18 protein-coding genes and 1 pseudogene are annotated in these 21,877 nt (G+C 69.6%); 13 read left to right on the top strand and 6 right to left on the bottom strand.

Going from position 1 to position 21,877, the window contains the following annotated elements; all coding sequences use genetic code 11:
- Window positions 1-38: 38 nt before the first annotated feature.
- From AC5DRG_RS40860 to AC5DRG_RS40830, 7 genes are all read left to right on the top strand, one after another.
- Complete coding sequence (locus tag AC5DRG_RS40860) at window positions 39-1,052, top strand: hydroxyacid dehydrogenase (protein WP_491804899.1); 1,014 nt, start codon at window positions 39-41, stop codon at window positions 1,050-1,052.
- A 201-nt stretch (window positions 1,053-1,253) separates the two neighbouring features.
- Window positions 1,254-2,339: a LacI family DNA-binding transcriptional regulator gene (locus AC5DRG_RS40855; protein WP_491804898.1), complete on the top strand. Its 1,086-nt coding sequence runs from the start codon at window positions 1,254-1,256 to the stop codon at window positions 2,337-2,339.
- A 326-nt stretch (window positions 2,340-2,665) separates the two neighbouring features.
- On the top strand, window positions 2,666-3,997 hold the full coding sequence (locus AC5DRG_RS40850) for an ABC transporter substrate-binding protein (RefSeq protein WP_491804897.1): 1,332 nt from the start codon (window positions 2,666-2,668) through the stop codon (window positions 3,995-3,997).
- Between the two features lie 10 nt (window positions 3,998-4,007).
- Window positions 4,008-4,892 carry a carbohydrate ABC transporter permease gene (locus tag AC5DRG_RS40845; protein WP_491804896.1) on the top strand — a complete coding sequence of 295 codons (885 nt, stop codon included), beginning with the start codon at window positions 4,008-4,010 and terminating at the stop codon, window positions 4,890-4,892.
- Window positions 4,892-5,806 carry a carbohydrate ABC transporter permease gene (locus AC5DRG_RS40840; RefSeq protein WP_491804895.1) on the top strand — a complete coding sequence of 305 codons (915 nt, stop codon included), beginning with the start codon at window positions 4,892-4,894 and terminating at the stop codon, window positions 5,804-5,806. The genes AC5DRG_RS40845 and AC5DRG_RS40840 overlap by 1 nt, the downstream gene beginning before the upstream one ends.
- Window positions 5,803-7,455: a glycoside hydrolase family 43 protein gene (locus AC5DRG_RS40835; protein ID WP_491804894.1), complete on the top strand. Its 1,653-nt coding sequence runs from the start codon at window positions 5,803-5,805 to the stop codon at window positions 7,453-7,455. Before AC5DRG_RS40840 ends, AC5DRG_RS40835 begins: the two co-directional genes overlap by 4 nt.
- Before the next feature lie 187 nt (window positions 7,456-7,642).
- Entirely contained in the window at window positions 7,643-8,662 is a 1,020-nt protein-coding gene (locus tag AC5DRG_RS40830) for a LacI family DNA-binding transcriptional regulator (protein WP_491813288.1), read from the top strand.
- A 30-nt stretch (window positions 8,663-8,692) separates the two neighbouring features.
- Here the strand turns inward: AC5DRG_RS40830 and AC5DRG_RS40825 are convergent, their stop codons facing one another.
- On the bottom strand, window positions 8,693-9,343 hold the full coding sequence (locus AC5DRG_RS40825) for a ThuA domain-containing protein (protein WP_491804893.1): 651 nt from the start codon (window positions 9,341-9,343) through the stop codon (window positions 8,693-8,695).
- Between the two features lie 138 nt (window positions 9,344-9,481).
- Here AC5DRG_RS40825 and AC5DRG_RS40820 point away from each other — a divergent pair, with 138 nt between their 5' ends.
- Together AC5DRG_RS40820 and AC5DRG_RS40815 are read left to right on the top strand one after the other, a co-directional pair.
- Window positions 9,482-10,507 carry a DUF5954 family protein gene (locus tag AC5DRG_RS40820; RefSeq protein ID WP_491804892.1) on the top strand — a complete coding sequence of 342 codons (1,026 nt, stop codon included), beginning with the start codon at window positions 9,482-9,484 and terminating at the stop codon, window positions 10,505-10,507.
- A gap of 2 nt (window positions 10,508-10,509) precedes the next feature.
- Window positions 10,510-10,653, top strand: a pseudogene (locus AC5DRG_RS40815) (VOC family protein); the annotation flags it as partial.
- Window positions 10,654-10,748: 95 nt separating this feature from the next.
- On the opposite strand, the gene AC5DRG_RS40810 reads toward AC5DRG_RS40815, so the two are convergent.
- The gene (locus AC5DRG_RS40810; RefSeq protein WP_491804891.1) at window positions 10,749-11,510 is read right to left on the bottom strand and encodes an NUDIX hydrolase; all 762 of its coding nucleotides are present in this window, start codon (window positions 11,508-11,510) and stop codon (window positions 10,749-10,751) included.
- A 31-nt stretch (window positions 11,511-11,541) separates the two neighbouring features.
- Window positions 11,542-12,159 (bottom strand): DUF4389 domain-containing protein, encoded by a 618-nt coding sequence (locus AC5DRG_RS40805; RefSeq protein ID WP_491813287.1) that lies wholly within the window; start codon window positions 12,157-12,159, stop codon window positions 11,542-11,544.
- Window positions 12,160-12,325: 166 nt separating this feature from the next.
- On the opposite strand from AC5DRG_RS40805, the gene AC5DRG_RS40800 reads away from it, so the two are divergent.
- Window positions 12,326-12,727: a VOC family protein gene (locus tag AC5DRG_RS40800; protein WP_491804890.1), complete on the top strand. Its 402-nt coding sequence runs from the start codon at window positions 12,326-12,328 to the stop codon at window positions 12,725-12,727.
- 67 nt (window positions 12,728-12,794) lie between these two features.
- Here the strand turns inward: AC5DRG_RS40800 and AC5DRG_RS40795 are convergent, their stop codons facing one another.
- Together AC5DRG_RS40795 and AC5DRG_RS40790 are read right to left on the bottom strand one after the other, a co-directional pair.
- Window positions 12,795-13,484 carry a helix-turn-helix domain-containing protein gene (locus tag AC5DRG_RS40795; protein WP_491813286.1) on the bottom strand — a complete coding sequence of 230 codons (690 nt, stop codon included), beginning with the start codon at window positions 13,482-13,484 and terminating at the stop codon, window positions 12,795-12,797.
- Between the two features lie 106 nt (window positions 13,485-13,590).
- Window positions 13,591-14,565: an AraC family transcriptional regulator gene (locus AC5DRG_RS40790; protein ID WP_491804889.1), complete on the bottom strand. Its 975-nt coding sequence runs from the start codon at window positions 14,563-14,565 to the stop codon at window positions 13,591-13,593.
- Between the two features lie 81 nt (window positions 14,566-14,646).
- Between AC5DRG_RS40790 and AC5DRG_RS40785 the strand changes: the two genes are divergently transcribed.
- Window positions 14,647-15,483: an NAD(P)H-binding protein gene (locus tag AC5DRG_RS40785; protein WP_491804888.1), complete on the top strand. Its 837-nt coding sequence runs from the start codon at window positions 14,647-14,649 to the stop codon at window positions 15,481-15,483.
- Window positions 15,484-15,507: 24 nt separating this feature from the next.
- On the opposite strand, the gene AC5DRG_RS40780 is transcribed toward AC5DRG_RS40785, so the two are convergent.
- Complete coding sequence (locus tag AC5DRG_RS40780; protein WP_491804887.1) at window positions 15,508-16,683, bottom strand: YihY/virulence factor BrkB family protein; 1,176 nt, start codon at window positions 16,681-16,683, stop codon at window positions 15,508-15,510.
- A 604-nt stretch (window positions 16,684-17,287) separates the two neighbouring features.
- Here AC5DRG_RS40780 and AC5DRG_RS40775 point away from each other — a divergent pair.
- Together AC5DRG_RS40775 and AC5DRG_RS40770 are read left to right on the top strand one after the other, a co-directional pair.
- Window positions 17,288-19,729 (top strand): Pls/PosA family non-ribosomal peptide synthetase, encoded by a 2,442-nt coding sequence (locus AC5DRG_RS40775; RefSeq protein ID WP_491804886.1) that lies wholly within the window; start codon window positions 17,288-17,290, stop codon window positions 19,727-19,729.
- Window positions 19,730-19,762: 33 nt separating this feature from the next.
- Complete coding sequence (locus AC5DRG_RS40770) at window positions 19,763-21,868, top strand: non-ribosomal peptide synthetase (RefSeq protein ID WP_491804885.1); 2,106 nt, start codon at window positions 19,763-19,765, stop codon at window positions 21,866-21,868.
- Window positions 21,869-21,877: the final 9 nt, after the last annotated feature.

Raw genomic sequence — 21,877 nt, 5'->3', positions numbered from 1 at the left:
TTTCTTCCCGTTTCATCTCTTCCCGCTTCAGGAGACACATGCCCAGCGCCCCCCTGCCCAGGGCCGTTTTCGCCATGGATCCGGTGCACCTCCCCCTGCTCTTCCCGCCCCCGCTCATGGCGCGGCTCCAGCAAGCGACCGACATCGACACCGGGCTCGTCGTACGGGACTTCGCCGACCCGGCGGCGGCCGACGCGCTGGCCGGGGCCGAGGTGTTGATCACCGGCTGGGGCTGCCCCCACCTCGACGCGGACGCCCTGGCCGCGGCACCCCGGCTGCGTACCGTCCTGCATGCCGCGGGCTCCGTCCGCTCGCTGGTCGGCGAGGCCCTGTGGGACCGGGGAATCACCGTGACCAGCGCCGTCACCGGCAATGCGCTGCCGGTCGCGGAGTACACGCTCGCCATGATCCTGCTCGCCGGAAAGGACACCTTCACGCACCGGGAGCGGTTCCGCGAGTCCCACGCCTACCCGACCACCGCCGAGACCCGCACCATCGGAAACCACCGCCGGCGGGTCGGCGTCATCGGCGCCTCGCGGGTGGGCCGCCGACTGCTCGACCTGCTGCGGCCCTTCGACTTCGAGGTCGCGCTCTACGACCCGTACGTCGACGCCGCCGAGGCAGCCCTCCTCGGCGCGGTGCCCCTCTCGCTGGAGGACCTGCTCCACCGCAGTGACATCGTCAGCCTGCACGCCCCCGACATCCCCGAGACCCACCGCATGCTCGACCGCGAGCGGCTGGCGCTCATCCGGGACGGCGGCGTACTGATCAACACCTCGCGCGGCGCGCTCGTCGACCCGGTGGCGCTGGCCGACGAGTTGCTGTCCGGGCGCCTGACCGCTGTCCTGGACGTGACGGAGCCGGAGCCGTTGCCCGCCGGATCCCCGCTGTACAGACTCCCGAACGTGTTCCTCACCCCACACATCGCCGGCTCCCTCGGCAACGAGCTGGAGCGCCTCGGCCGCATCGTGGTCGATGAACTGGAACGCCTGACCGCGGGCCTGCCCCTGGCCTTCGAGGTGCACCATGCGGACCTTGCCCACGTCGCCTGAGCCGGGCCCAAGGGCAGGCGCCCGCCTCGGCGAGGCAGTCGGTGAAGGAGTCTCAGTGACGGTCGGTGAAGCAGCCGTGGAGCCACCCGGCGAAACGCGGGGAGAAATCGCCCCGGAAACTTTGGGATACGGTTCCCGCACCGGCGCAGGGCGGGGCCCCGGATCGCCGGTCAGGGTCGCTACGGTGAAGGAGCCGAAACGGTGAGTCAGCGCAAGGCGTCGGGGGACTCCGGCCGGGCCACCATCCGGGATGTCGCGGAGCAGGCGGGCGTCTCGGTCGCCAGTGTGTCGCGCGTCCTGTCCGGCAACTACCCGGTGTCGGAGCCCTTGCGCCGCCGGGTGATGAAGGTGGTCCAGGACCTGGACTACGTCACCAACGCGCACGCCCGTTCCCTGGCCGGCGGCGGAACGCCGACCGTGGCCATCCTCCTCAACAACATCACCGGCGCCGCGTTCGCCCACGTGGCCAGGGGAGTCGAGGGCGCGGCCTCCCTGCGCGGCTGGCTCTCCCTCGTGGGCACCACCGGCGACGACCCGGAACGCGAGCTCGCGCTCGTCAACCTCATGCGTCAGCAGGGCGTCGCCGCCGTCGTCCTTCTCGGTGGAGCGTACGACTTCGACGAGTACCAGCTGCGCATGGCCCGCTTCGCCCGCTCCCTGGACGCCGCCGGCTCGCATCTGGTGCTCGTGGGCCGACCACCGCTGGAGGGCGATGTCCCGGCCACGACGGTCGACTACGACAACGAGGGCGGCGCCTATGCCATGGCCAGCCATCTCCTGTCGGCCGGCCATCGCCGCATCCTGGCTCTTCCCGGCCCCGCCGAACTCAGCACGGCCCAGGGCCGGTTGAGGGGAGTCGAGCGCGCTTTCCAAGCCTACGGCGTGCCCTTCGATCCGGGCCTGGTGCGGCACGGCAGCTACGACGACGAGCACGGCTACACCGCGGTCAAGCAGGCCCTGCACGACACCCCGGACTTCACCGCGGTGTTCGCCGGCACCGACGTGGTCGCCGCGGGCGCCATGCAGGCACTGCGCGCCGAGGGGCTCAGCGTCCCGGACGACGTGTCGATCGTCGGTTACGACGACATCCCGCTGGCCTCGCAACTCACCCCTCAACTGACCACCGTCCATGTGCCGTACGAGGAGATGGGCCGCGTCGCGCTGCGTGCCGTGGCCGACCGGCGTGACGTCGCGGCCGACCGCCGCAAGGGCGACGGCGAGCATCTGGTGCTGGGCACCCATGTCGTCGTACGCCGCTCGGTGCGGCCGCCTGTCAGGAGTTCCTGAGACACCTCCGAGCACCGCACGGAGAGATCGTTACGTAAGCGTTTACACGCGCTGCCCACAACTCCTCACCAGCCGCTTCCCACTGCGCAACGGTTGGCGCATCACGCCGTCGATATAGCCTTTGAGCTGCACATACGTGGCTCAGGGGCGTCACGCCCGGTGACCCGGGCCGCTAACGCGGCGGACAACCACCCGTAACAAATTTCCGCAGCCCTCTTGATAGTCGCGGCTCTCTGCACCTACCGTCCACGGCAACCGCTTTCTACTTCTTCCGCATGGCCGAGCCGGCAGAGCCGCCGCCATCCCTCTCGAAGGATCACGGTCAGATGAACATCACCAACCCCCGGAGAAGGTTCGCCCGCGCAGCCGTCGTGGGCCTCGCGCTGACGGGTCTGCTCTCCGCCTGCGGCGGATCCGACTCGAACGACTCCTCGTCCTCGGGTCCGGTCACCCTCCCCTTCTGGGGCTGGGCCAACGGCCAGGAGGCCGTCGTCAAGGCGTTCAACGCCGCTCACAAGGACATCCAGCTCAAGTACACCAAGGTCACCGACCAGCTGACGATGCAGAAGCAGCTGACCAACGCGGTCAAGGCCGGCAACGCGCCGTGTCTGGTGCAGAACACCGCCGAGTACGTGACCACCTGGGTCTCGCAGGGCGCGCTCGCCGACATCACCCAGTACGTCGGCTCCAGCGAGGACAAGTTCAACGCCGGCTCATGGGCGAGCGCCCAGGTGCAGGGCAAGGTGTACGGCGTCCCCACCAGCTCGGCGCCCGCCTTCACCATCTACCGCACCGACATATTCAAGAAGTACGGTCTCCAACCGCCCGCGACCTGGGACGACTTCATCGCCGCGGGCAAGGTGCTGAAGAAGCACGGCATCGAGATCACCAACTACGCCGGTGAGGACCCCAGCACCCTTGAGGTGCTCTCCATGCAGGCGGGCGCGCACTGGTACGCCATCGACGGCGACTCCTGGAAGGTCGACTTCCAGGACGAGGGCACGCTGAAGGCCGCGAAGGTGATCCAGGAGATCGTCGACAACGACCTCAACTCCAAGCTGTCGTTCGCCGATTACGCGGCCGTGCAGCGCAACTACGACACCGGCGGCACCGTGACCCGGCAGATCTCCACCTGGCAGATGGCCGGCATGGTGCAGAACTTCACCAAGTCCAACGGGGACTGGGCCCTGTCGCCGTGGCCGACGTTCGAGGGCGAGGCCGCCAAGACGCCCGCCGGGACGAACCAGAGCGGCGGTGTGACGCTGGTGACCAAACAGTGCGAGCACCCGGAGCAGGCCGCCGAGGCGGCGCTGTGGATGTCGACCGACACCGGCGCGGTCAAGACCATGGCGAGTCCCACCACCGGCAACGGCGTCATGCCCGCGCTGGCCGACAGCGACGCGTACGTCGGTGAGGCGATCTCCGACAAGCTGCTCGGGGAGAACTACGAGCCCGCGAAGAAGGTCGTGACCGACAGTCTGGGCACCGTCACCTCCGACTGGGTCTTCGGGCCCGACTGGACCGCGATGTTCACGGAGTTGCAGAGCGGTTGGGCGAAGGTGATCAACAAGGATCAGACGGTAACCGATCTGCTCGCGCACATGCAGGAGTGGACAGTCAACGACCTGAAGTCCCGCGGAATCAGCGTCAAGGGCTGAGGCACACCCGATGATTCGTTCTCTGCGCTGGAAGGGTGCCGCGTTCACGGTGCCCTTCCAGCTCGGTTTCGTGTTCCTGTATCTGCTCCCGATCGGCTACGCCGTCTACCAGTCGCTGTTCGTCGAGCAGCAGTCCGGCCTTGGACTCGGCGGCGCCACCGAGAGGTTCGCCGGCCTGGACAACTACCAACAGGGCCTGACGGACTCGGCGTTCACGAGCTCCGTCCTGCGGGTGGTGCTGTTCGCCTGTGTCCAGATCCCGGTGATGCTGCTCATCAGCCTGGTGCTCGCGCTGTTCCTGGACTCGCTCACCTCGAAGGTCGCCGGCCGGTTCCGGATCCTGCTGCTGGTGCCGTACATGATCCCCGGGGTGGTCGCGGCGATCGTGTGGATCAACCTCTACAGTCCGGCGGTCGGCCCGCTCACTCCGCTGGGCGAACTCCTCGGTTTCGACTGGAACTTCTTCGCCCCTTCGATGGTCTGGCCGTCCATCGGCAATCTGCTGACCTGGCACGGAGTCGGCTACAACATGGTGATCATCTACTCGGCGCTGCAGGGTGTGCCCCGCGAACTCTTCGAGGCGGCACGGCTCGACGGCGCCTCCGAGACCCGGGTCGCCCTCAGCATCAAAATCCCTTACGTACGGGGGGCGTTGGTGCTGACCGGCATGCTCTCGATCATCCAGATGCTCCAGATCTTCAACGAGCCCGCGCTGTTCAGGAACGTGACGCCGCAGACGGTCGACGACAGCTTCACGCCGATCATGGTCATCTACAACCAGGCGTTCAACGCGGGCAACTACCACTACGCCGCCGCCCTTTCGGTGCTGCTGGCCCTCATCCTCGGCATCGCCTCCTTCCTCTTCTACCGGCTCACTTCGAGGGAGGCCGACTGATGACGCTCACCGAAGACCGCGCCCAGCAGCCGCCGACGAACACCGTCCGGCGCGTCACCCACCCGGACCCCGCCTCGCGCACCCGCGGCGGTCAGCGTTTCCTGCTGATCGGGCTCGTCCTGGCCAGCGCCTACAGCGTGTTCCCGGTGTGGTGGCTGATCGTCGCCGCCACGAAGGACCGTACGGGGCTGTACCAGAGCAACGGCCTGTGGTTCTCCGGCATGCACCTGTGGGACAACCTGCATCAGCTCTTCACCTACGAGGACGGCATCTTCCTGCGCTGGACCGCCAACTCGTTCCTGTACGCCGGCGTCGGCTCCCTCGGCGGCACGCTGATCGCTCTCGCAACCGGTTACGGTCTGGCCCGCTTCGACTTCCCCGGCCGGGGCATCGTCTTCGCCTGTGTGGTGGGCTCGTTCCTCATCCCGATCGCGCTGCTCACCCTCCCGCTGTATCTGCTGTTCTCGGAGATCGGGCTTGTCGACACCCCCTGGGCGATGCTGATCCCCTGTCTGATCAACCCGTTCAGCGTCTATCTGGCCAAGGTGTACACCGAGGCCACGATCCCCTTCGAACTTCTGGAGGCGGCCCGTATCGACGGCGCCGGGGAGCTGCGGATCTTCTTCAGCATCGTGCTGCGGATGATGACGACGGGCGGCGCGACGGTGTTCCTGCTCGCCTTCGTGAACACCTGGAACGCCTTCTTCCTCCCGCTGACCGTGCTGCGCGGCGAGGAGAACTGGACCCTCAACATCGGCCTGTACAACTGGTCCGGCAAACGCCTGGAGTCCGGCGTCGACCTCACCAGCCTCGTCCTGACCGGCGCGCTGCTGTCCATCGTCCCGATGGCGATCATGATGGTCGCGATGCGCCGCTACTGGCGGACCGGCGTCACCCTGGGAGCCCTCAAGTGACCGAGCCCCAAACCGACACGCAGTCCAAGCCCCGATCCGCCCCTCGAACCGTGCTGCACAACCCGGTGATCCGCGGTTTCGCCCCAGACCCTTCCCTGGTCCGGGCCGGCGACTGGTACTACGTGGCCACCAGCTCCTTCGAATGGTTCCCGACGATCCCGATCCACCGCTCCCGGGACTTGGCGCACTGGGAGTACGCGGGCCACGTCCGGGGCGCGGTCCCCGGCGACTCCCTCGCTGGGGTCCCGGACTCGGGCGGCATCTGGGCCCCGTCGCTCAGCTGGGACGGCGAGCGATTCTGGATGGTCTACTCGATCGTCCGCTCGGTCGGCACGCCCTACTTCGACCTGGACACGTACGTCACCACGGCGACGGACGTGTCCGGCAAGTGGAGCGCCCCGCGCCGCGTCGCGAGCCACGGCTTCGACCCCGCGCTGTTCCACGAGGAGGGAAGGCTGTGGCTGCTGAACATGCAGAGCGACCACCGCCCCGGCGGAAAACGTTTCGCGGGCATCGTCCTCACCGAGCTCGACCGCGACAGTCTCGCCCCGACGGGCGCCACCCGTCTCCTCCTTCAGCACGAACGCCTCATCGAGGGGCCCAAGTTGCTGAAGCACGACGGCTGGTACGTCCTCGTCCTCGCGGAGGGCGGAACCGGTTTCGAGCACGGGGTGCGGGTGGCACGCAGCCGGGCCCTGACCGGTCCGTACGAGCTCGACAGCCGGCCCCTGCTGACGACGCGGGACGATCCGTCGGTGCCGTTGCAGAAGGCGGGACACGCGGAGTTCGTCGAGACGCCCGAAGGCGAGTGGCTGCTCAGTCATCTGACGGCCCGTCCGCTGCGAACGCCGGACGGCCCCCGCTGCACCCTCGGCCGCGAGACCGCGATCCAGGCCGTGACCTGGGACGCGGACGGCTGGCCCAGACTGAGACACGGGGGCTGGCACCCCGCGGTCGAGGTCGACGTACCGGCACACCCGCATCCCGAACGCGATCCCCAACCCGCCGATCCCGAAGACCCGTTGGGCTGGCCCTGGAGCACCCTGCGCGGTTACCCGGACCCGTCCTGGGCCGATGTGACCAGCCGACCGGGCTGGATCCGGCTGCGCGGCCGCCACGGGCCCGAGTCACGCTGGGCCAACAGCCTGCTGGCGCAACGCATCACCGAGCATCGCGCCGAGGCCGAAGTCACCCTCGACGCAAGGCCGTTGACGTTCACACAGGCCGCCGGTCTGATGCTCTGGTACGACACGGAGTGCTACCTCGGTCTCGACCTGACGTGGGCCGAACCCGAGGGCGAGGTGCAGCGCGGCCAGCAGTGGCAGGGCGGCGACGGCGGGCGCACCGTACTCCGTCTCGTGGAGCGCGACGAGGAGGGCACGAGGCAGGTGGCCGTCGTCGACGTCAAGGCGGGGGCGCCGATGACGCTGGGGGTGACGGTCGAGGGTGCCGACGCCCGTTTCTGGTATGTGCGGGAGGGGGTCCGTACACCGGTCGGGCCGGCGTTGGACTTCTCGCGCCTCTCCGACGACTACGGATCGCGGCTGCGCTTCACCGGCTCGATGGCCGGCATCCATGCCTCGGATCTCGTCGACGCGGCGTTCACGGCCGACTTCACCGGATTTCGGCTGACCTGCGCACCAGAATGACCTCCTCCCCTTGTTCGAGGTTTCGAAAGTTCCGACCTGGGCGATCCGGTGAATTCCCTTGTCTTCACGCCGTCCTGAGGCGCACCTAAAGTAGGAAGCGCTTACTATCCGCACTGGTCGAAACTTTCGCGGGCCCTCGGGCGGGCCGGAGAGGTGGTTCCCGATGGTCCGCACGGGAAATGCGAGTGTGACGGCCGGGCCGACCCTGGCGGTCGTGGCCCGGGAGGCGGGGGTGTCGGTGCCGACCGCCTCGAAGGTGGTCAACGGCCGTGAGGACGTGGCGCCGGAGACCCGGCGCCGGGTCACGGAGGCGCTGGACCGGCTCGGTTATGTGCGCAGACCCCGGTTCGACGTGGCGAAGGCGCCCGGCATGGTCGACCTCGTCGTGCACTCACTGGAGAGTTCCTGGTCGGGGGCGGTGCTGCACGGGGTGGAGGAGGCGGCGTACGGCGCGGGCCTGGAGGTGGTGGTCTCGGCGGGTCTGACCCGCACCCGGGGCGCCGGACCGGAGCAGGGCTGGCTGGACAAGCTGACGACGCGCGGCTCCTCCGGGGTGCTGTTCAACCTGGCCGAACTGTCCGTGGCCCAGTACTCCTGGCTCGACCAGCACCGCATCCCGTACGTGCTGATCGACCCGGTGGTCGAACCGCCGCCGGGCGTGGTGTCGGTCGGGGCGGCGAACTGGAACGGCGGGGTGACGGCGACCGAGCATCTGCTGTCGCTGGGCCATCAGCGCATCGCCGTCATCGCCGGCTACCGGCGCAAGATGTGCAGCAGCGCCCGGGTCGCCGGCTACCGCTCGGCGCTCACGTCGGCGGGGGTGCGCCAGCGCCCGGAGTACGTCCGCCACGGCGGCTTCGACGAGGCCGTCGCCCGCCACCGCATGCTGGAACTCCTCGACCTGCCCGAGCCGCCCACCGCCGTCTTCGTCTGCTCGGACCGTATGGCCCTCGGCGTCTACCAGGCCCTGGCGGAAAGGCAGTTGAGAGTCCCACACGACATCAGCGTGGTCGGCTTCGACGACCTCCCCGAGGCCCGCTGGGTCACCCCGGCCCTCACCACGGTCCGCCAGCCACTCTCGGAGATGGCGGCGACGGCCCTGCGCCTCCTGGTCCGCATGATGAACGGCGAACGCCCGGAGGGCACCCGGACGGAACTGTCGACGCGGCTGGTGGAGCGGTCGAGCACGGCTCCACCACGCACATGAGACACCCTCAACGCACAGCCCACCGGACGATCATGCGCCGAGCCGAGCCGCCCAGTTGATCCCGCCGAGCAGATGGGCTCGGAAGTCCGGATCGTCGAAGGCCTCCGAGGCATGCCCCAGTGCCGTGTAGAAGACCCGTCCGGCCCCCTGTTCCCGGCACCACACCAGCGGATGGTCGTCGCCCATCCGGCCGCCCTCGTACGAGGATTCGTCGGCGGAGGCGAGAACGCGCGCCGAACCGCGAGGGTTGGTGCGAAAGTCGTACCACTCGTCGGTGAACTCCCAGACGGGCGGCAGGTGTTGGGTGGCCGGATGGTCTCGGTCCTCGATCACGGCCTTGCCCGGCTGGTACGCGGGGTGTTGGTCGAACCACGCCCCCAACATCTCGCCGTAGTACGGCCATTCGTACTCCGTGCAGGCCGCCGCGTGGACCCCGACGAAACCGCCGCCCGACTCGATGTACGCGGCCAGCCGCTCCCGCCCGGGCGGGGTCAGCACCTCGCCGTTGGTGGAGAGGAACACCACGGCCGCGTACCGCTCCAGGGGTGCTTCGAAGACCTCCGGGTCCTCGGTCGCGTCCACCTCGAAACCGCCGAGTGTGCGTACGGCGGTGACGGCGGCCGGGATGGAGTCGTGGCGGTAGGCGGTGGTGCGGGTGTAGGCGAGGAGTCGAGGGGCCATGACGAAGAGTCTGCCGCACGCCTCCCCTGCCCGGCGCCTGCCCTGGCATCCGGACCGCCCTCCTGGGGCCGTCCAACAACTCGGGTTGTTGAGTTGATTCACCCCCGGCATGGGCACGTATCCCGCCACAATGCGTTCATGGCTGATGACTGGCAGCAACAGATCGACGCACTCCACCAGGAGTTGGTGCACCGCGACGACCCCGCCGCCTGGGTGCGGGAGGCCGACGCGGTGGAGGCGATGCGGCGGTATCCCCATATCGCGTTGCGTGGGCCCGTGTTCGGAGTGGCGGTGCAGGCTCCGGCGGTCGGGCCGCGGTGGCGGGTGCTGAAACCCGTGGTGGACGGGATGGCGCAGGTGGCCCGGGACGGACTGCAGTCGCACCTGTTCTTCACCGCGAAGGACGAGACCGACGACCCGGCCGTACGGCGGGAACTGCTCGCGGCCGTATCCGTGTTGGAGCGCGAGGCGGTGAACGAGGTCCAGGCGTGCGGGGTGCGCTACCGGGTGGTGCGCGGGGACGAGTTGGCGCGGGTGGGGGACGACGGTCTGGAGCGGCCCCGGCCCACCGATCCGGAGCCGGCGGAGCGGTCGTGGGACCGGCAGAAGCGTGACACGACGGCCCCGGACGTCGGTTTCGTCCTCGATCCGGAGCGCGTGGACGGCCCGTCCGCGGGGGCGATGAAACTGGGGCTGCGGGAGTTCACGTACACGGGCGCCCGTTTCCCCGCCGAAGTCCGCGCGGAGTCTGAGCGGGCGGTCACCACCCACCCGGAACTCGCGCTGCTGCCCACCGCCTTCCGTCTGATCGAGCGCGGCGAACGGGGCGGCTGGCAGCCGTGCGGTGCGCTCATGGCCGCCCCGCACTACGCCCGGCGGATGTTGTACGACGGCATGGCCGAACTGTGGGCCCTGCTGTACAAGTTCGACGATGCGACGAAGGCCAGGTACGCGAAGGCGGCCGAGGAGTACCGGGCCCTCGGCCGCGCCGACGAGTTCACGGTCGACGACGAGGTCTTCCGGATCTGCCGTGTCGAGCGTCTCGTACGCATGGGCCCCGAGGGTCCTGAGACCCCGCGTCCCTCGGACGTCGACGACTACGGGCCCATGAAGATGCACCCGACGATGAACCCCGAGGACGGCACCTTGACCTATGACTGCTGACCGCCGACTTCACTCGGCGTACCGGTGTGGCGCCGGCCGGTGGCGGTGTGCATGTCGGGCTCGGTACCCGGAACTACCTGGTCGCGTTGGGCGGAAACGGTTACCTGGAGATCATCGGTCCGGACCCGGGGCAGCCCGAGCCCGGGGTTACGACATCGACTGGTGTTCCTCTCCCCCACCGTCCGCCTCGGGCCTGTCGGCCACGCCGCTGCTTGAGCGTGGGACACGCCGCGCGGGCCGGTCACCTTCGGCTGAGGCCGAGGTCCTGGGCGTAACGGCTGAGGACCGGCTCCAGGTATTCCGCCTGGGTGCCGTCGAGGGCCTCCAGCTCGGCCCCGGAACCGATCAGGGCGATCCGGTCGAACTCCGGATCGCGGCCGAGAGCCGTTTCGGCGGAGACCAGGGCCGCGTAGCGTTCGGCCGGTTCCGACGCCGGTCTGGCGGGGGCCAGGTACAGGGCGCCGACATTCCCGTTCCCGCAGCGCACGACGCGCCACAGGGTCAGGTCGTCGGCCGGTGTGTCGATTCCCGTCTCCTCGGCCAGCTCCCGTGCGGCGTGCAGGCGCAGTGCGTCCGCGTCCAACTGCTCGTGATCCTCGGGTGGTTCGAGGGTGCCGCCCGGCAGCTGCCAGCGGCCGGGGGCGGAGGTCGACGCCGACATCCGGCCCACCAGCAGCCGTCCGTCGTCCGTCGGCTGCACGACGGAGACGAACAGCGACGGCAGCCATCCGGTGGCGCCCGGGATCCGGCGCAGGATGAACTGACGGTACGTCGTCCTCACCCAGGAGACGACCAGCCCGTACGGCCCCTCTCGCTCAAGCCCCGCGCACACCGCTGTCGGCCCGTCGAAGAGGCTCGGGTTGGCCCGGACCGCCTCGTCCCAGGCCTGGTCCATGGCCGCCCGGCAGGCGGGCGGCATCGCGGGTGCGGGCGCCTCCCGCAGCCGGATGCCGTGTACCTCCAGCAGTTCGGGCCCGGGCGGTCGCGTGAGTTGTTCGGTCATCCGATCATGCTGGCACATCGCTCACGGGGCGTCAGAGTTCGCTCTGTCCCTGGTCGAGGCGGTACGGCGGATAGACGTCGGTCATGAGCGCCATGTAGGCGATGACGCGGGCCACCCAGCGGTGCAGGCCGATGTTGAGGTCGTACATGCCGCGTGGATAGTGGCCGGTGAACAGCAGTGACACGCCCGCGTAGATCGCCAGCAGGCCCGCGAGGCCGCCCCGCATGCCGCCGGCGAGGATGCCCGCGACGAGGAGTTGCGGCAGCACCAGCAGCCACCACTTGACGAGGACGAGACCGCGGGAGAGCTCTTCGGGGCGGGCGATCTCCAGATGGGCGGGGTAGTCGGGCACGTCCTCCAGCGTGAAGGGCGGATAGCGGTCGGTACCGAGCGAGCCGTACGTGTAATACGCCACCCGCCAACTCCAGCGCAGCACACCGACGTTGAAGTCGAAGAGGGCGCGCGGGTAGCCGCCGGTGAACAGGATCGCGAAGAAGGCGATCACGGTGACGAGGAAGAAGGCGATCCAGAGGAGGGCGAGGACGAGGTAGTGCGGGATCGCCAGCACCCACTTGACCAGCCACAGCCAGCGGGACAGTCCTGGGTCGTACACGGATTCCAGGGTGACGGGGCTCTTGGGGTAGTCCATCAGCGCGGTGGTGACCTGGGCCATGACGATCGTCTCTCCCCCCGGGACACGGAACGGCCTCTCTCCCCGTGTACAGCCGGGGGCAGGGTCGTGCAAGGGGCCCCGGGACTTCACCGTGTCCGATTCCTTCAAGACCGGCGGCCCGGGCTCTGCCTACGGTGGCCCCATGACTCCACGATTCGATGCGATCGGCCTGGTCGTCTCCGACCTGGCCGCCTCAGTCGCCTTCTACCGCAGGCTCGGGTTCGCCTTCCCCGAGGGCGCCGCCGACGAGCCGCACGCCGAGGCCGAACTGCCGGGCGGGCTCCGCCTGATGCTGGACTCCGAGGACATGGTCCGCGGGATCCGTCCGGAGTGGCAGCGACCTTCTGGTGGCGGCCGGGCTTCGCTGGCTCTGCTCTGTGACGGACCTGGTGAAGTGGACTCGGTGTACGAGAAGTTGGTGGGTGCGGGGTGTCATGGCGAGTTGAAGCCATGGGATGCCGTGTGGGGGCAGCGGTATGCGGTTGTGCAGGACCCGGACGGCAACGGGGTTGACCTATTCGCTCCATTGGAAGCGCAGTCGTGAATCTGCGGGCCGGTGGGGGCTGGTCGCGCAGTTCCCCGCGCCCCTGCCTGAACTTCAGCGAGGCCGCTTAGCCGTCACCGGCGAGTAGCCGCCCTAGCGGCATCCCCGCCAACTCCCTCACATCCCTCGCCAGATGAGCCTGATCCGCAAACCCGGTCCGAGCCGCCGTCTCCGCGAACGGCACCCCGTCCCGGGCCAGCGTGAGGGCCCGCTGCAGTCGCAGCACCCGGGCCAGGGTCTTGGGGCCGTAGCCGAAGGCGGCCAGGGAACGGCGGTGCAACTGCCGGGCGCCGAGGCCGAGTTCGTCGGCAGCGGCACCGACCGGATGGCCCTGGTCGAGGGCGGCCACGAGGTGTCGTAGCAGCGGGTCGGGAGGGTTGGTGTCCGCGGCCAGCCGTAGGGCCAACTCCTCCAGCGCGCTTGCCGGTTCGGCGGATGCGTTCATGTGCGCGGTGAGCCGATCGACCCGCGAGGCCGGCCACAGTTCGGTGAGCGCGACGCGCCGGTCGCGCAGCTCGTGCGCGGGAACGCCGAGGAGGGCGGGGGCGGTCCCGGGGTAGAAGCGGACGCCCACCCATACGCCGGGCTCGCCCCCGGTGACGTACGCATGCGTGTCGGGCCCCGCGACCAGCAGCCGCCCCTCGTGCCACAGCAGATCCATGCACCCATCGGGCAGCACGCGTCCGACCCCGGCTTTGGACGGGGTGTTCGTCCACACGACCGCGCCCCTCAGCCGGGACGCCCGCTCCATGTACACATAGAACAGCTTAGACACGCCCCGCAGGGGCGCGGGGAACGGCGCGACCAGCCACCTACGACCCGCACCCCGCAGACATCCCCCACCCCAACGGCGAACCCCGCCCCTACGCCACCCGCATCCGATGCTCCTGCGGGCTGACCCCGTACACCCGCTTGAACGCGCTGGACAACGCGAACGAGCTCCCGTACCCAACCCGACGGGCGATCGACTCAAGCGTGTCCTCGCTGTCGCGGAGCCGATCCGCGGCGAGGGCAAGCCGCCAGCCGGTGAGGTACGACATCGGAGGCTCGCCCACCAGCTCCGTGAAGCGGCGCGCGAGGGCCGCACGGGAGACCCCCGCCTTGGCCGCCAGCGAGGCGACCGTCCACGGATGGGCCGGATCGTCCTGGACCAGGCGCAGAACCCGGCCCACAACCGGATCCGCGAGCGCCCGATACCAGGCCGGGGCCTCCCCCTCCGGACGGGAGAACCAGGCCCGCAGCGCGGCGATGACCAGCAGATCCAACAACCGGTCCAGGACGACCTCCTGCCCCGGTTCGTCCCGCACGATCTCCTCCATCAGGAGCGGGGTGAGCGGGCACTCCCACACGTCGGAGGTGAGGGTCAGCAGCGGGGGCAGCGCGTCCAGCAGGCGCCCGCTGATCTCGCCCTGCATCAGATACGTGCCGATCAGCATCACGGTGGAGCCGTCGAGCCGGTCGCCCCACGTGCGGACGCCCAGGTCCATGGAACCGTTGAGGGCGCGGCCGTCGGGATAGCGGCACTCGGCGCCCGGCAGGATCAGGGCCTGCGGGGGCGTGTCCGGGGCGTCGGCGCAGGTGTAGAAGTCCGGGCCGCGCGCGATGGCGAGGTCACCCGCCCGCAGCCGTACCCTCCCCCAGCCTTCGGCCGGGGGGACCCCCATCTCGCTTCGCTCGCCCGTGTCCGGCACGATCCAGGCGTGGCCGCGGACCATCAGCATCACTGTCAGCGGGGCACGGTCCTCGACGCGGATGCTCCACGGCGGTTCGAAGCACGCACGGATCATGAAGGCGCCACGCGCGCGTGGACCCTCCAGCAGGCCTGCGAGTGCGTCCATGGGGCCAGCGTAGACGCGCGCTTATGGGAATGAGCCGTTCAGCGATGGGCGCCTTGGGCGCGGGACAGTTCACTGGGTGACATGACACAGAGCGCACGGAACATGACGGTTTTGGTGACCGGTGCCACGGGTCGTACGGGGCGCCGGGTGGCGGAGGCCGCGCGGGCGGCGGGGCTGACGGTTCGGGCGGCTTCGCGGGCGCAGGGCTTCGACTGGGCGGACCGGTCGACGTGGGCCCCGGCGCTGCGGGGCGCGGACGCGGCGTATCTCGTCCATCCCTCGGACGTCGGGTCGCCGGAGGCCACCGAGGCGGTCGGGCTGCTCGCGGGCGAGGCGGTCGGGCTCGGGGTGCGGCGGCTGGTGCTGCTGTCGGCGCGGGGCGAGGAGCGGGCGCGGCCGACCGAGAAGGCGGTGCGGGAGTCGGGGGCGGACTGGACGGTCGTACAGGCGGCGTGGTTCGCGCAGAACTTCAGCGAGGGGCCGCTGGTGGAGGGGTTCCGGCTGAGCGGGGAGCTGGTGTTCCCGGGTGGTGAGGTGCGTGAGCCGTTCATCGACGCGCGGGACATCGGGGACGTGGTGGTGGCCGCGTTGACGGCGGGCGACCGGTATGTCGGGCAGGACCTCGAGATCACCGGGCCACGGCTGCTGACGTTCGGGGAGGGAGTCGCGGAGATCGCCGCGGCGACGGGCCGTGAGCTGACGTATCAGGCCGTGTCGCCGCGCGAGTACGGAGCGATCCTGGCCGGGTTCGGGGTGCCGACCGAGGAGGCCGAGTTCCTGGTCGAGGTGTTCGAGCAGCTGCTCGACGGCCGTAACGCGCACCTCACGGACGGCGTGCGGCAGGTGCTCGGCCGTGAGCCTCGGGACTTCACCGACTTCGCGCGGGAGGCGGCGGCAGCGGGCGCCTGGAAGCTGTGAGGCGAAACGGCCGGTAGCCCGGCGTCACTTGTCCGAGGGCGGAGGCGTGTCGCCGCCGCCCTTCGGTGATGTCTTCGCGTGCGTGCGCAGGCGTGAACTCACGTCCTCCGGGGGCAGGAAGCGGGACCAGCGCTCGGGGAACTCGGAGGGCATGTCGGGGTCGTCCGGGTCGTCGGACTCGGTGGTGTCCCGGTGGTCGTGGGCGTGCATCGCTGCCATGCGGGCGACGTACTCGGCAGCCTCGGACTCGTGTCGCCGCTCGTTGGCGGCGCGGGCCGCGGCGGTGGCGGCGGCCGGCCAGACACGGTCGATGGCGGCGTTGACGGCGGCGCCGACGAGGACGGCGAACGCGGACACGCCGATCCACAGCAGGACGGCGACGGCCGCGGCGAGCGAGCCGTAGATCGTGGCGCCCTCGATGGTGTTGGTCAGGTAGATGCGCAGCAGGAAGCTGCCGAGCACCCACATGGCGAGGGCGACGAGGGCGCCAGGCACGTCCTCGATCCACGGGGAGCGGACGGGGACGGACACGTGGTACAGCGTCGTCAGGAAGACGATGGACAGCACGATGACGACGGGCCAGTACAGGACCTGTACGACGGTCTCCGACCAGGGCACGACGTTCAGTACGGCGTCCGGTCCCGCGACCATCAGCGGCAGCGCGACCGAGCCGATCAGCAGGGCCACGACGAACAGCACGAAGGACACCAGCCGCGTCTTGACGATGCCGCGGACGCCGTCGAGGCCGTACATGACGGTGATGGTGTCGATGAAGACGTTCACCGCGCGGGAGCCCGACCACAGGGCGAACACGAAGCCGATGGAGATGACGTCGGGGCGGCCGCCCCCCATCACGTCGTCGAGGATCGGCTGGGCGATCTGCCGGACGCCCTTGTCCGACAGGACCGTGCGCGAGGCCTCCAGGAGGTTGGCCTCCAGGCTGCTGATGGTGTCGGTGCCGGTCCAGTCGTCGACGTAGCCGAGCAGTCCGATCAGGCTCAGCAGCAGCGGCGGTACGGACAGCAGCGTGAAGAACGCCGCCTCCGCCGCGAGCCCCAGGATCCGGTACTCGATGCACGAGTTCACCGTGTCCTTGAGCAGCAGCCAGGCGGTCCTGCGCTTGGAGACGTTCCGGTAGAGGGCACGCGCCCGGTGGAGACGGCCGGACGGCCTCTGCGGGGAGTTACTTGCTGGCTGCACGACCTAAAGGTATCCGGCGTGGGAGGTCTCACTCATCCCCCGTCCTGGCTTCCGGAGTGGTCGCACCGTGGTCACACCCGTGGACCGCAGGTTTCCCTCCGGTCGCGCAACGCGCCAGAAAACGAGAAGAAACTCACCAGAAACCGCTAGACAAAATCGAACCATTTTTCTGTCATGCCCGCGTTGGCCGAATTGTTCCGCCGGAAAAACCGGAACCCTTGACGACGTTTACACCGCCCCTTCGGTGAGTTCCCCGATGGGGCGGACACCCGCGATCACCGGGCGAAATCGTTGAGGAATACACGAACGCCGGTAAAGCGCCAATGACTGAAACGGCCTTGACCCGTTCACTAATGTCCCGAAACAATCCGAATTGCATTCGTTGCGCCCTCCGAGGACGGCTCAGGCGCACACGACACGGGGGACATAGCGGGCCACTGACCATGGCCCAATTCAGTCGCGTTACCCGTGATCCTCATGATTCCCGTGATTCCCATGGGAATCCTGCGGATCATACCGTGCTGCTCCGGAATTCCCGTCCCCATTCATCTGTATTCACCTGCATTCACATGTTCAACTGCTCGCCGCTCAAGGAGCGCACGTGGTGGGAAATCCCGACACCGTCACCGAAAATGTCCTGGCTCAGGTGCTGGCCGGTGTCGTACGCAAGGAGCACGTCCCCGTCGACAGCCACTTCTTCGACGATCTCGGCGCCAACTCGCTGGTCATGGCGCACTTCTGCGCCCGGGTCAGAAAACACGCGGACCTGCCCGCGGTGTCCATGCGGGACGTCTACGGGTATCCGACGATCCGCTCCCTGGCGGCGGCCCTCGCCGAGGCGCCGGAGACGGCGCCCGCCTCGGCCGAGCGCGAAACCCCCACGCCGCCGGGCAGCACCGCTCGCTACCTGCTCTGCGGCACCCTTCAGTTCCTCGTCTTCGCCGCCTACTGCCTGCTCGCCGGGCTCGTCACCACCCGCGGCTACGAGTGGGTGTGGGCCGGTGACGGCGTGGTCGACGTGTATCTGCGGTCGGCCGGCTTCGGCGGCGCGGTGTTCCTCGGGGTGTGCACGGTGCCGGTGGTGGCCAAGTGGCTGCTGGTCGGGCGCTGGAAGGAGACCGAGTTCCCGGTCTGGAGCCTCGCCTACGTCCGCTTCTGGACCGTTAAGTCGCTGCTGCACGCCAACCCGATGATCCTGTTCACCGGCAGCCCGCTGTACGTGCTCTACCTGCGGGCCCTGGGTGCGCGCATCGGCCCGGGCGTCACGATCCTGTCCCACTCCGTGCCGGTCTGCACCGACCTGCTGACCATCGGCGCCGGCACCGTCATCCGCAAGGACTCCTTCTTCCTCGGCTACCGGGCCCAGGCGGGCCGCATCCGCACCGGCCCGGTCACCCTCGGCCGCGAAGTCTTCGTGGGCGAGAAGACCGTCCTGGACATCGGCACGTCCATGGGCGACGGCGCCCAACTCGGCCACTCGTCCGCCCTGTACGGCACGGCGTCCGCGATCCCGGCCGGTCAGCGCTGGCACGGCTCCCCCGCGCAGCGCACGGACGTCGACTACATCCGGGTCCGCCCGACGGACTGCTCCACCCCGCGCCGCGCCGCGTACGGCCTGGCCGGTCTGCTCCAGATGCTCCTCATGTACGTCCCGCTCACGGTCGGGGGGACGTATCTGCTGCTGGCGGCCCTGCCCGCGCTGGACACACTCGTGAACCCGAGCTCCCAGGACCTGGCGTCCGCCCGCTTCTACGGCGAGGCGCTCGGCCTGTCCCTGGCCCTGTTCACGGGGTTCGTGGTCCTCGGCCTCGCCGCCGTCTGCCTGGTGCCGCGGCTGCTGCGCCCGCTGCTGGTGCCGGACCGGACCTATCCGCTGTACGGCTTCCACTACTCGGTACAGCGCGCGATCGCCCGCCTGACGAACATCAAGTTCTACAAGTGGCTGTGCGGAGACAGCTCATACATCGTCCCCTACCTGCGCGCCCTCGGCTACGACCTCTCGCACGTCGAGCAGACCGGCTCCAACTTCGGTACGGAGGTACAGCACGAGACCCCGTATCTGGCCACCGTGGGAAGCGGCACGATGGTCGCCGACGGGCTGTCGATCGTGAACGCCGAGTTCTCCGGTACGTCCTTCCGCGTCTCGCGCACCGCGATCGGGCCGCACAACTTCCTCGGCAACAACATCGCCTATCCCGCGGGCGGCCGCACCGGCGACAACTGTCTGCTCGCGACCAAGGTGATGGTCCCGCTCGACGGCGCGGTCCGCGAGGGGGTCGGTCTGCTCGGCTCGCCCAGTTTCGAGATCCCGCGGTCGGTGGAGCGCGACAGCCGCTTCGACCACCTCCGCGAGGGCGAGGAGTTCCACCGCAGGCTGGCCGCGAAGAACCGCTACAACCTCCGCTCGATGGGCCTGTTCCTGTTCGTGCGCTGGCTGCACTGGTTCGCCCTGACGGTCCTCGGCTTCGCCGCCTTCGACCTCTACGACGGCCACGGCCCCGTCGCCGGCCTGCTGATCGGTGCGTCCATGATCGTCGGCCTCGCGTTCACCGCCTGCTACTACGCGCTGGTCGAGCGGATCATCGGCCGGTTCCGTCCGCTGCGACCGCGGCTCTGCTCGATCTACGACCCGTATTTCTGGTGGCACGAGCGGCTGTGGAAGATACCGGACCACCATCTCCAGGTGTTCAACGGGACGCCGTTCAAGAACGTCATCTGGCGCATGCTCGGCGTCCGGATCGGCCGCCGGGTCTTCGACGACGGCGCCTACATCACCGAGCGCACGCTCACCGCGATCGGCGACGACTGCACGCTGGCCGCCCACTCCAAGGTGCAGGCCCACTCCCAGGAGGACGGCACCTTCAAGTCCGAACACATCACCATCGGCGCGGGCTGCACCGTCGGGGTCGCGGCGCTCGTCCACTACGGCGTGTCGATGGGCGACGGTGCCGTCCTCGCCACCGACTCCTTCCTGATGAAGGGCGAGGAAGTACCGCCGGGTGCGTACTGGGGCGGAAATCCGGCGGTCGCGCCGCGCCGCGCGTGAGCCAGAAAGCAAGAAAGCAGGGGGAGAACAATCATGGAGACGATTCCACGCTGGACGCTCGATCCGACACCGGGTGTCGCGCAGTACGAAGTGCCGCTGCCCGAGGGTGTGTCGGCCGACCCCGCCGCGCTGTCGGCGGCCCACACCCGGGTCCTCGCGGCGCTGTCGGGCGAGAGTGAAGTCACTCCCGGCGAGGATCTGCGCGTCGGCGTCACGGACCGCACGCTGCGTCTGCGGTACCGCACCGACGTCCTCGACGCCGAGGCCGCCGCCCGTATCGCCGGTTACCACCTCACCGCACTCGCCGACCCCGGGTGCCACAGCCTGCTGTCCGAGGACGAACTCCGCTTCCAGCTCCACGAGTTGGCGGGCCCGTACCGCGAACTCCCCGACCGGCGGGTGCATGAGCTGTTCGAGGAGCGGGTCGAGCAGCACCCGGACGCCGTGGCCGCGGTGCTGGGAGACACGGAGTGGACGTACCGGGAGCTCAACTCCCGTGCCAATCAGCTGGGTCGGGCACTGCTCGCCCGGGGTCTGGGCCGCGAGGGTGTCGTCGCCGTGGTGATGGAGCGGAACCTGGACTGGCTGGCCGCCGTCCTGGCCGTGTTCAAGGCGGGCGGGGTGTATCTGCCCGTCGAGCCGCACTTCCCCGCCGAGCGCATCGCGACCACGCTCGCGCGGGCGGACTGCGCCTTCGTACTCACCGAGCGCGGGAGCACCGCGACCCTCGACCGGGCCGCGCCGGACGCCGAGACGCTCTACGTCGACGCCGCCTACGCCGAGGGCCACGCCGCCGACGACCTCGGTATCCCCGTCTCCCCCGGTCAACTCGCCTACATCTACTTCACGTCCGGCTCCACCGGCGAGCCCAAGGGCGCGATGTGCGAGCACGCCGGCTTCGTCAACCACGTCCACGCCAAGCTCGACGACCTCGGGATCGGCGCCGGTCAGGTGGTCGCGCAGACCGCGCCCCAGTGCTTCGACATCTCCCTGTGGCAGCTGGTGTCCGCACTCCTGGTCGGCGGGCGGACCCTGCTCGTCGGACAGGACGTGATCCTGGACGTGCCGCGGTTCGTGGACACCGTCGTCCGGGGGCGGGTCAACGTGCTCCAGGTCGTGCCGTCGTATCTCGAAGCCGTGCTCGCCGAGTTGGAGCAGCGCCCGCGTGAACTGCCCGACCTGCGCTGTGTGTCGGTCACCGGGGAGGCGGTGAAGAAGGAGCTGGTGCAGCGCTGGTTCACTGCCATGCCCGGCATCCGGCTCGTCAACGCCTATGGACTGACCGAGACTTCGGACGACACCAACCACGAGGTGATGGACTGGGTCCCGGAGCAGGAGCGGGTGCCGCTCGGGCGGCCGGTCGCCAATGTGCGGGTGTACGTCGTCGACGAGCGGCTGACGCCGGTACCGCTGGGGGCTCCCGGCGAGATCGTCTTCTCCGGGGTGTGCGTCGGGCGCGGGTACGTCAACGATCCCGAGCGCACCGCTGCCGCCTTCGGGGAGGACCCGTACCGCCCCGGCGAGCGGCTGTACCGCAGCGGCGACCAGGGGCGCTGGCTGCCCGACGGCAGGCTGGAGTTCCTCGGCCGGCGGGACACCCAGGTCAAGCTGCGCGGCTTCCGGATCGAGATCGGCGAGATCGAGAACGCGCTGCTGCGGGCGCCCGGCGTCAGAGACGGCGCCGTGGTGGTCGTACGGGGCGCGCGGCTGGTGGCGTTCTGCACCGGCGCGCCGCCGGTCGACACCGACGCGGTGCGGGAGCGGCTGGCCGCGTCGCTGCCCGCGTACATGGTGCCGTCGGTCGTCCACTGGCGGGCGCGGCTGCCGTTGACCGGCAACGGCAAGACCGACCGCCGTACCCTCACCGCGCTCGCCGAGAAACTCGACGCGGCCGAGGACCACTCCGGGGCGCCCGGCACCCCGGACGAGCGGCGGATGGCCGCCGCCTGGGCCGAGGTGCTCGACATCCCGGCCGACCGGATCGGCCGCCTGGACCACTTCTTCGACCGCGGCGGCACCTCCCTGTCCGCCGTAAAGCTGGCGATCGCCCTGGACCGGGCGATCACCCTCAAGGACGTCATCCGCCAACCGGTCCTCGCGGACCTGGCCCTCCTGCTGTCACCACCCGTCTCCCCATGAGCGGCGCTC

It is taken from the genome of Streptomyces sp. JLBG701, from assembly GCF_058544905.1.
The sequence above is the reverse complement of the archived record's forward strand: the minus strand, read 5'-3'. Positions and strand labels throughout refer to the sequence as shown.

What these genes read in the sequence shown, in the direction of transcription:
- AC5DRG_RS40860 (WP_491804899.1), top strand. Translation starts at nt 39, where the DNA reads ATGCCCAGCGCCCCCCTGCCCAGGGCCGTTTTCGCCATGGATCCGGTG.
- AC5DRG_RS40850 (WP_491804897.1), top strand. Translation starts at nt 2,666, where the DNA reads ATGAACATCACCAACCCCCGGAGAAGGTTCGCCCGCGCAGCCGTCGTG.
- AC5DRG_RS40845 (WP_491804896.1), top strand. Translation starts at nt 4,008, where the DNA reads ATGATTCGTTCTCTGCGCTGGAAGGGTGCCGCGTTCACGGTGCCCTTC.
- AC5DRG_RS40840 (WP_491804895.1), top strand. Translation starts at nt 4,892, where the DNA reads ATGACGCTCACCGAAGACCGCGCCCAGCAGCCGCCGACGAACACCGTC.
- AC5DRG_RS40825 (WP_491804893.1), bottom strand. Translation starts at nt 9,343, where the DNA reads ATGGCCCCTCGACTCCTCGCCTACACCCGCACCACCGCCTACCGCCAC.
- AC5DRG_RS40820 (WP_491804892.1), top strand. Translation starts at nt 9,482, where the DNA reads ATGGCTGATGACTGGCAGCAACAGATCGACGCACTCCACCAGGAGTTG.
- AC5DRG_RS40810 (WP_491804891.1), bottom strand. Translation starts at nt 11,510, where the DNA reads ATGACCGAACAACTCACGCGACCGCCCGGGCCCGAACTGCTGGAGGTA.
- AC5DRG_RS40805 (WP_491813287.1), bottom strand. Translation starts at nt 12,159, where the DNA reads ATGGACTACCCCAAGAGCCCCGTCACCCTGGAATCCGTGTACGACCCA.
- AC5DRG_RS40800 (WP_491804890.1), top strand. Translation starts at nt 12,326, where the DNA reads ATGACTCCACGATTCGATGCGATCGGCCTGGTCGTCTCCGACCTGGCC.
- AC5DRG_RS40790 (WP_491804889.1), bottom strand. Translation starts at nt 14,565, where the DNA reads ATGGACGCACTCGCAGGCCTGCTGGAGGGTCCACGCGCGCGTGGCGCC.
- AC5DRG_RS40785 (WP_491804888.1), top strand. Translation starts at nt 14,647, where the DNA reads ATGACACAGAGCGCACGGAACATGACGGTTTTGGTGACCGGTGCCACG.
- AC5DRG_RS40770 (WP_491804885.1), top strand. Translation starts at nt 19,763, where the DNA reads ATGGAGACGATTCCACGCTGGACGCTCGATCCGACACCGGGTGTCGCG.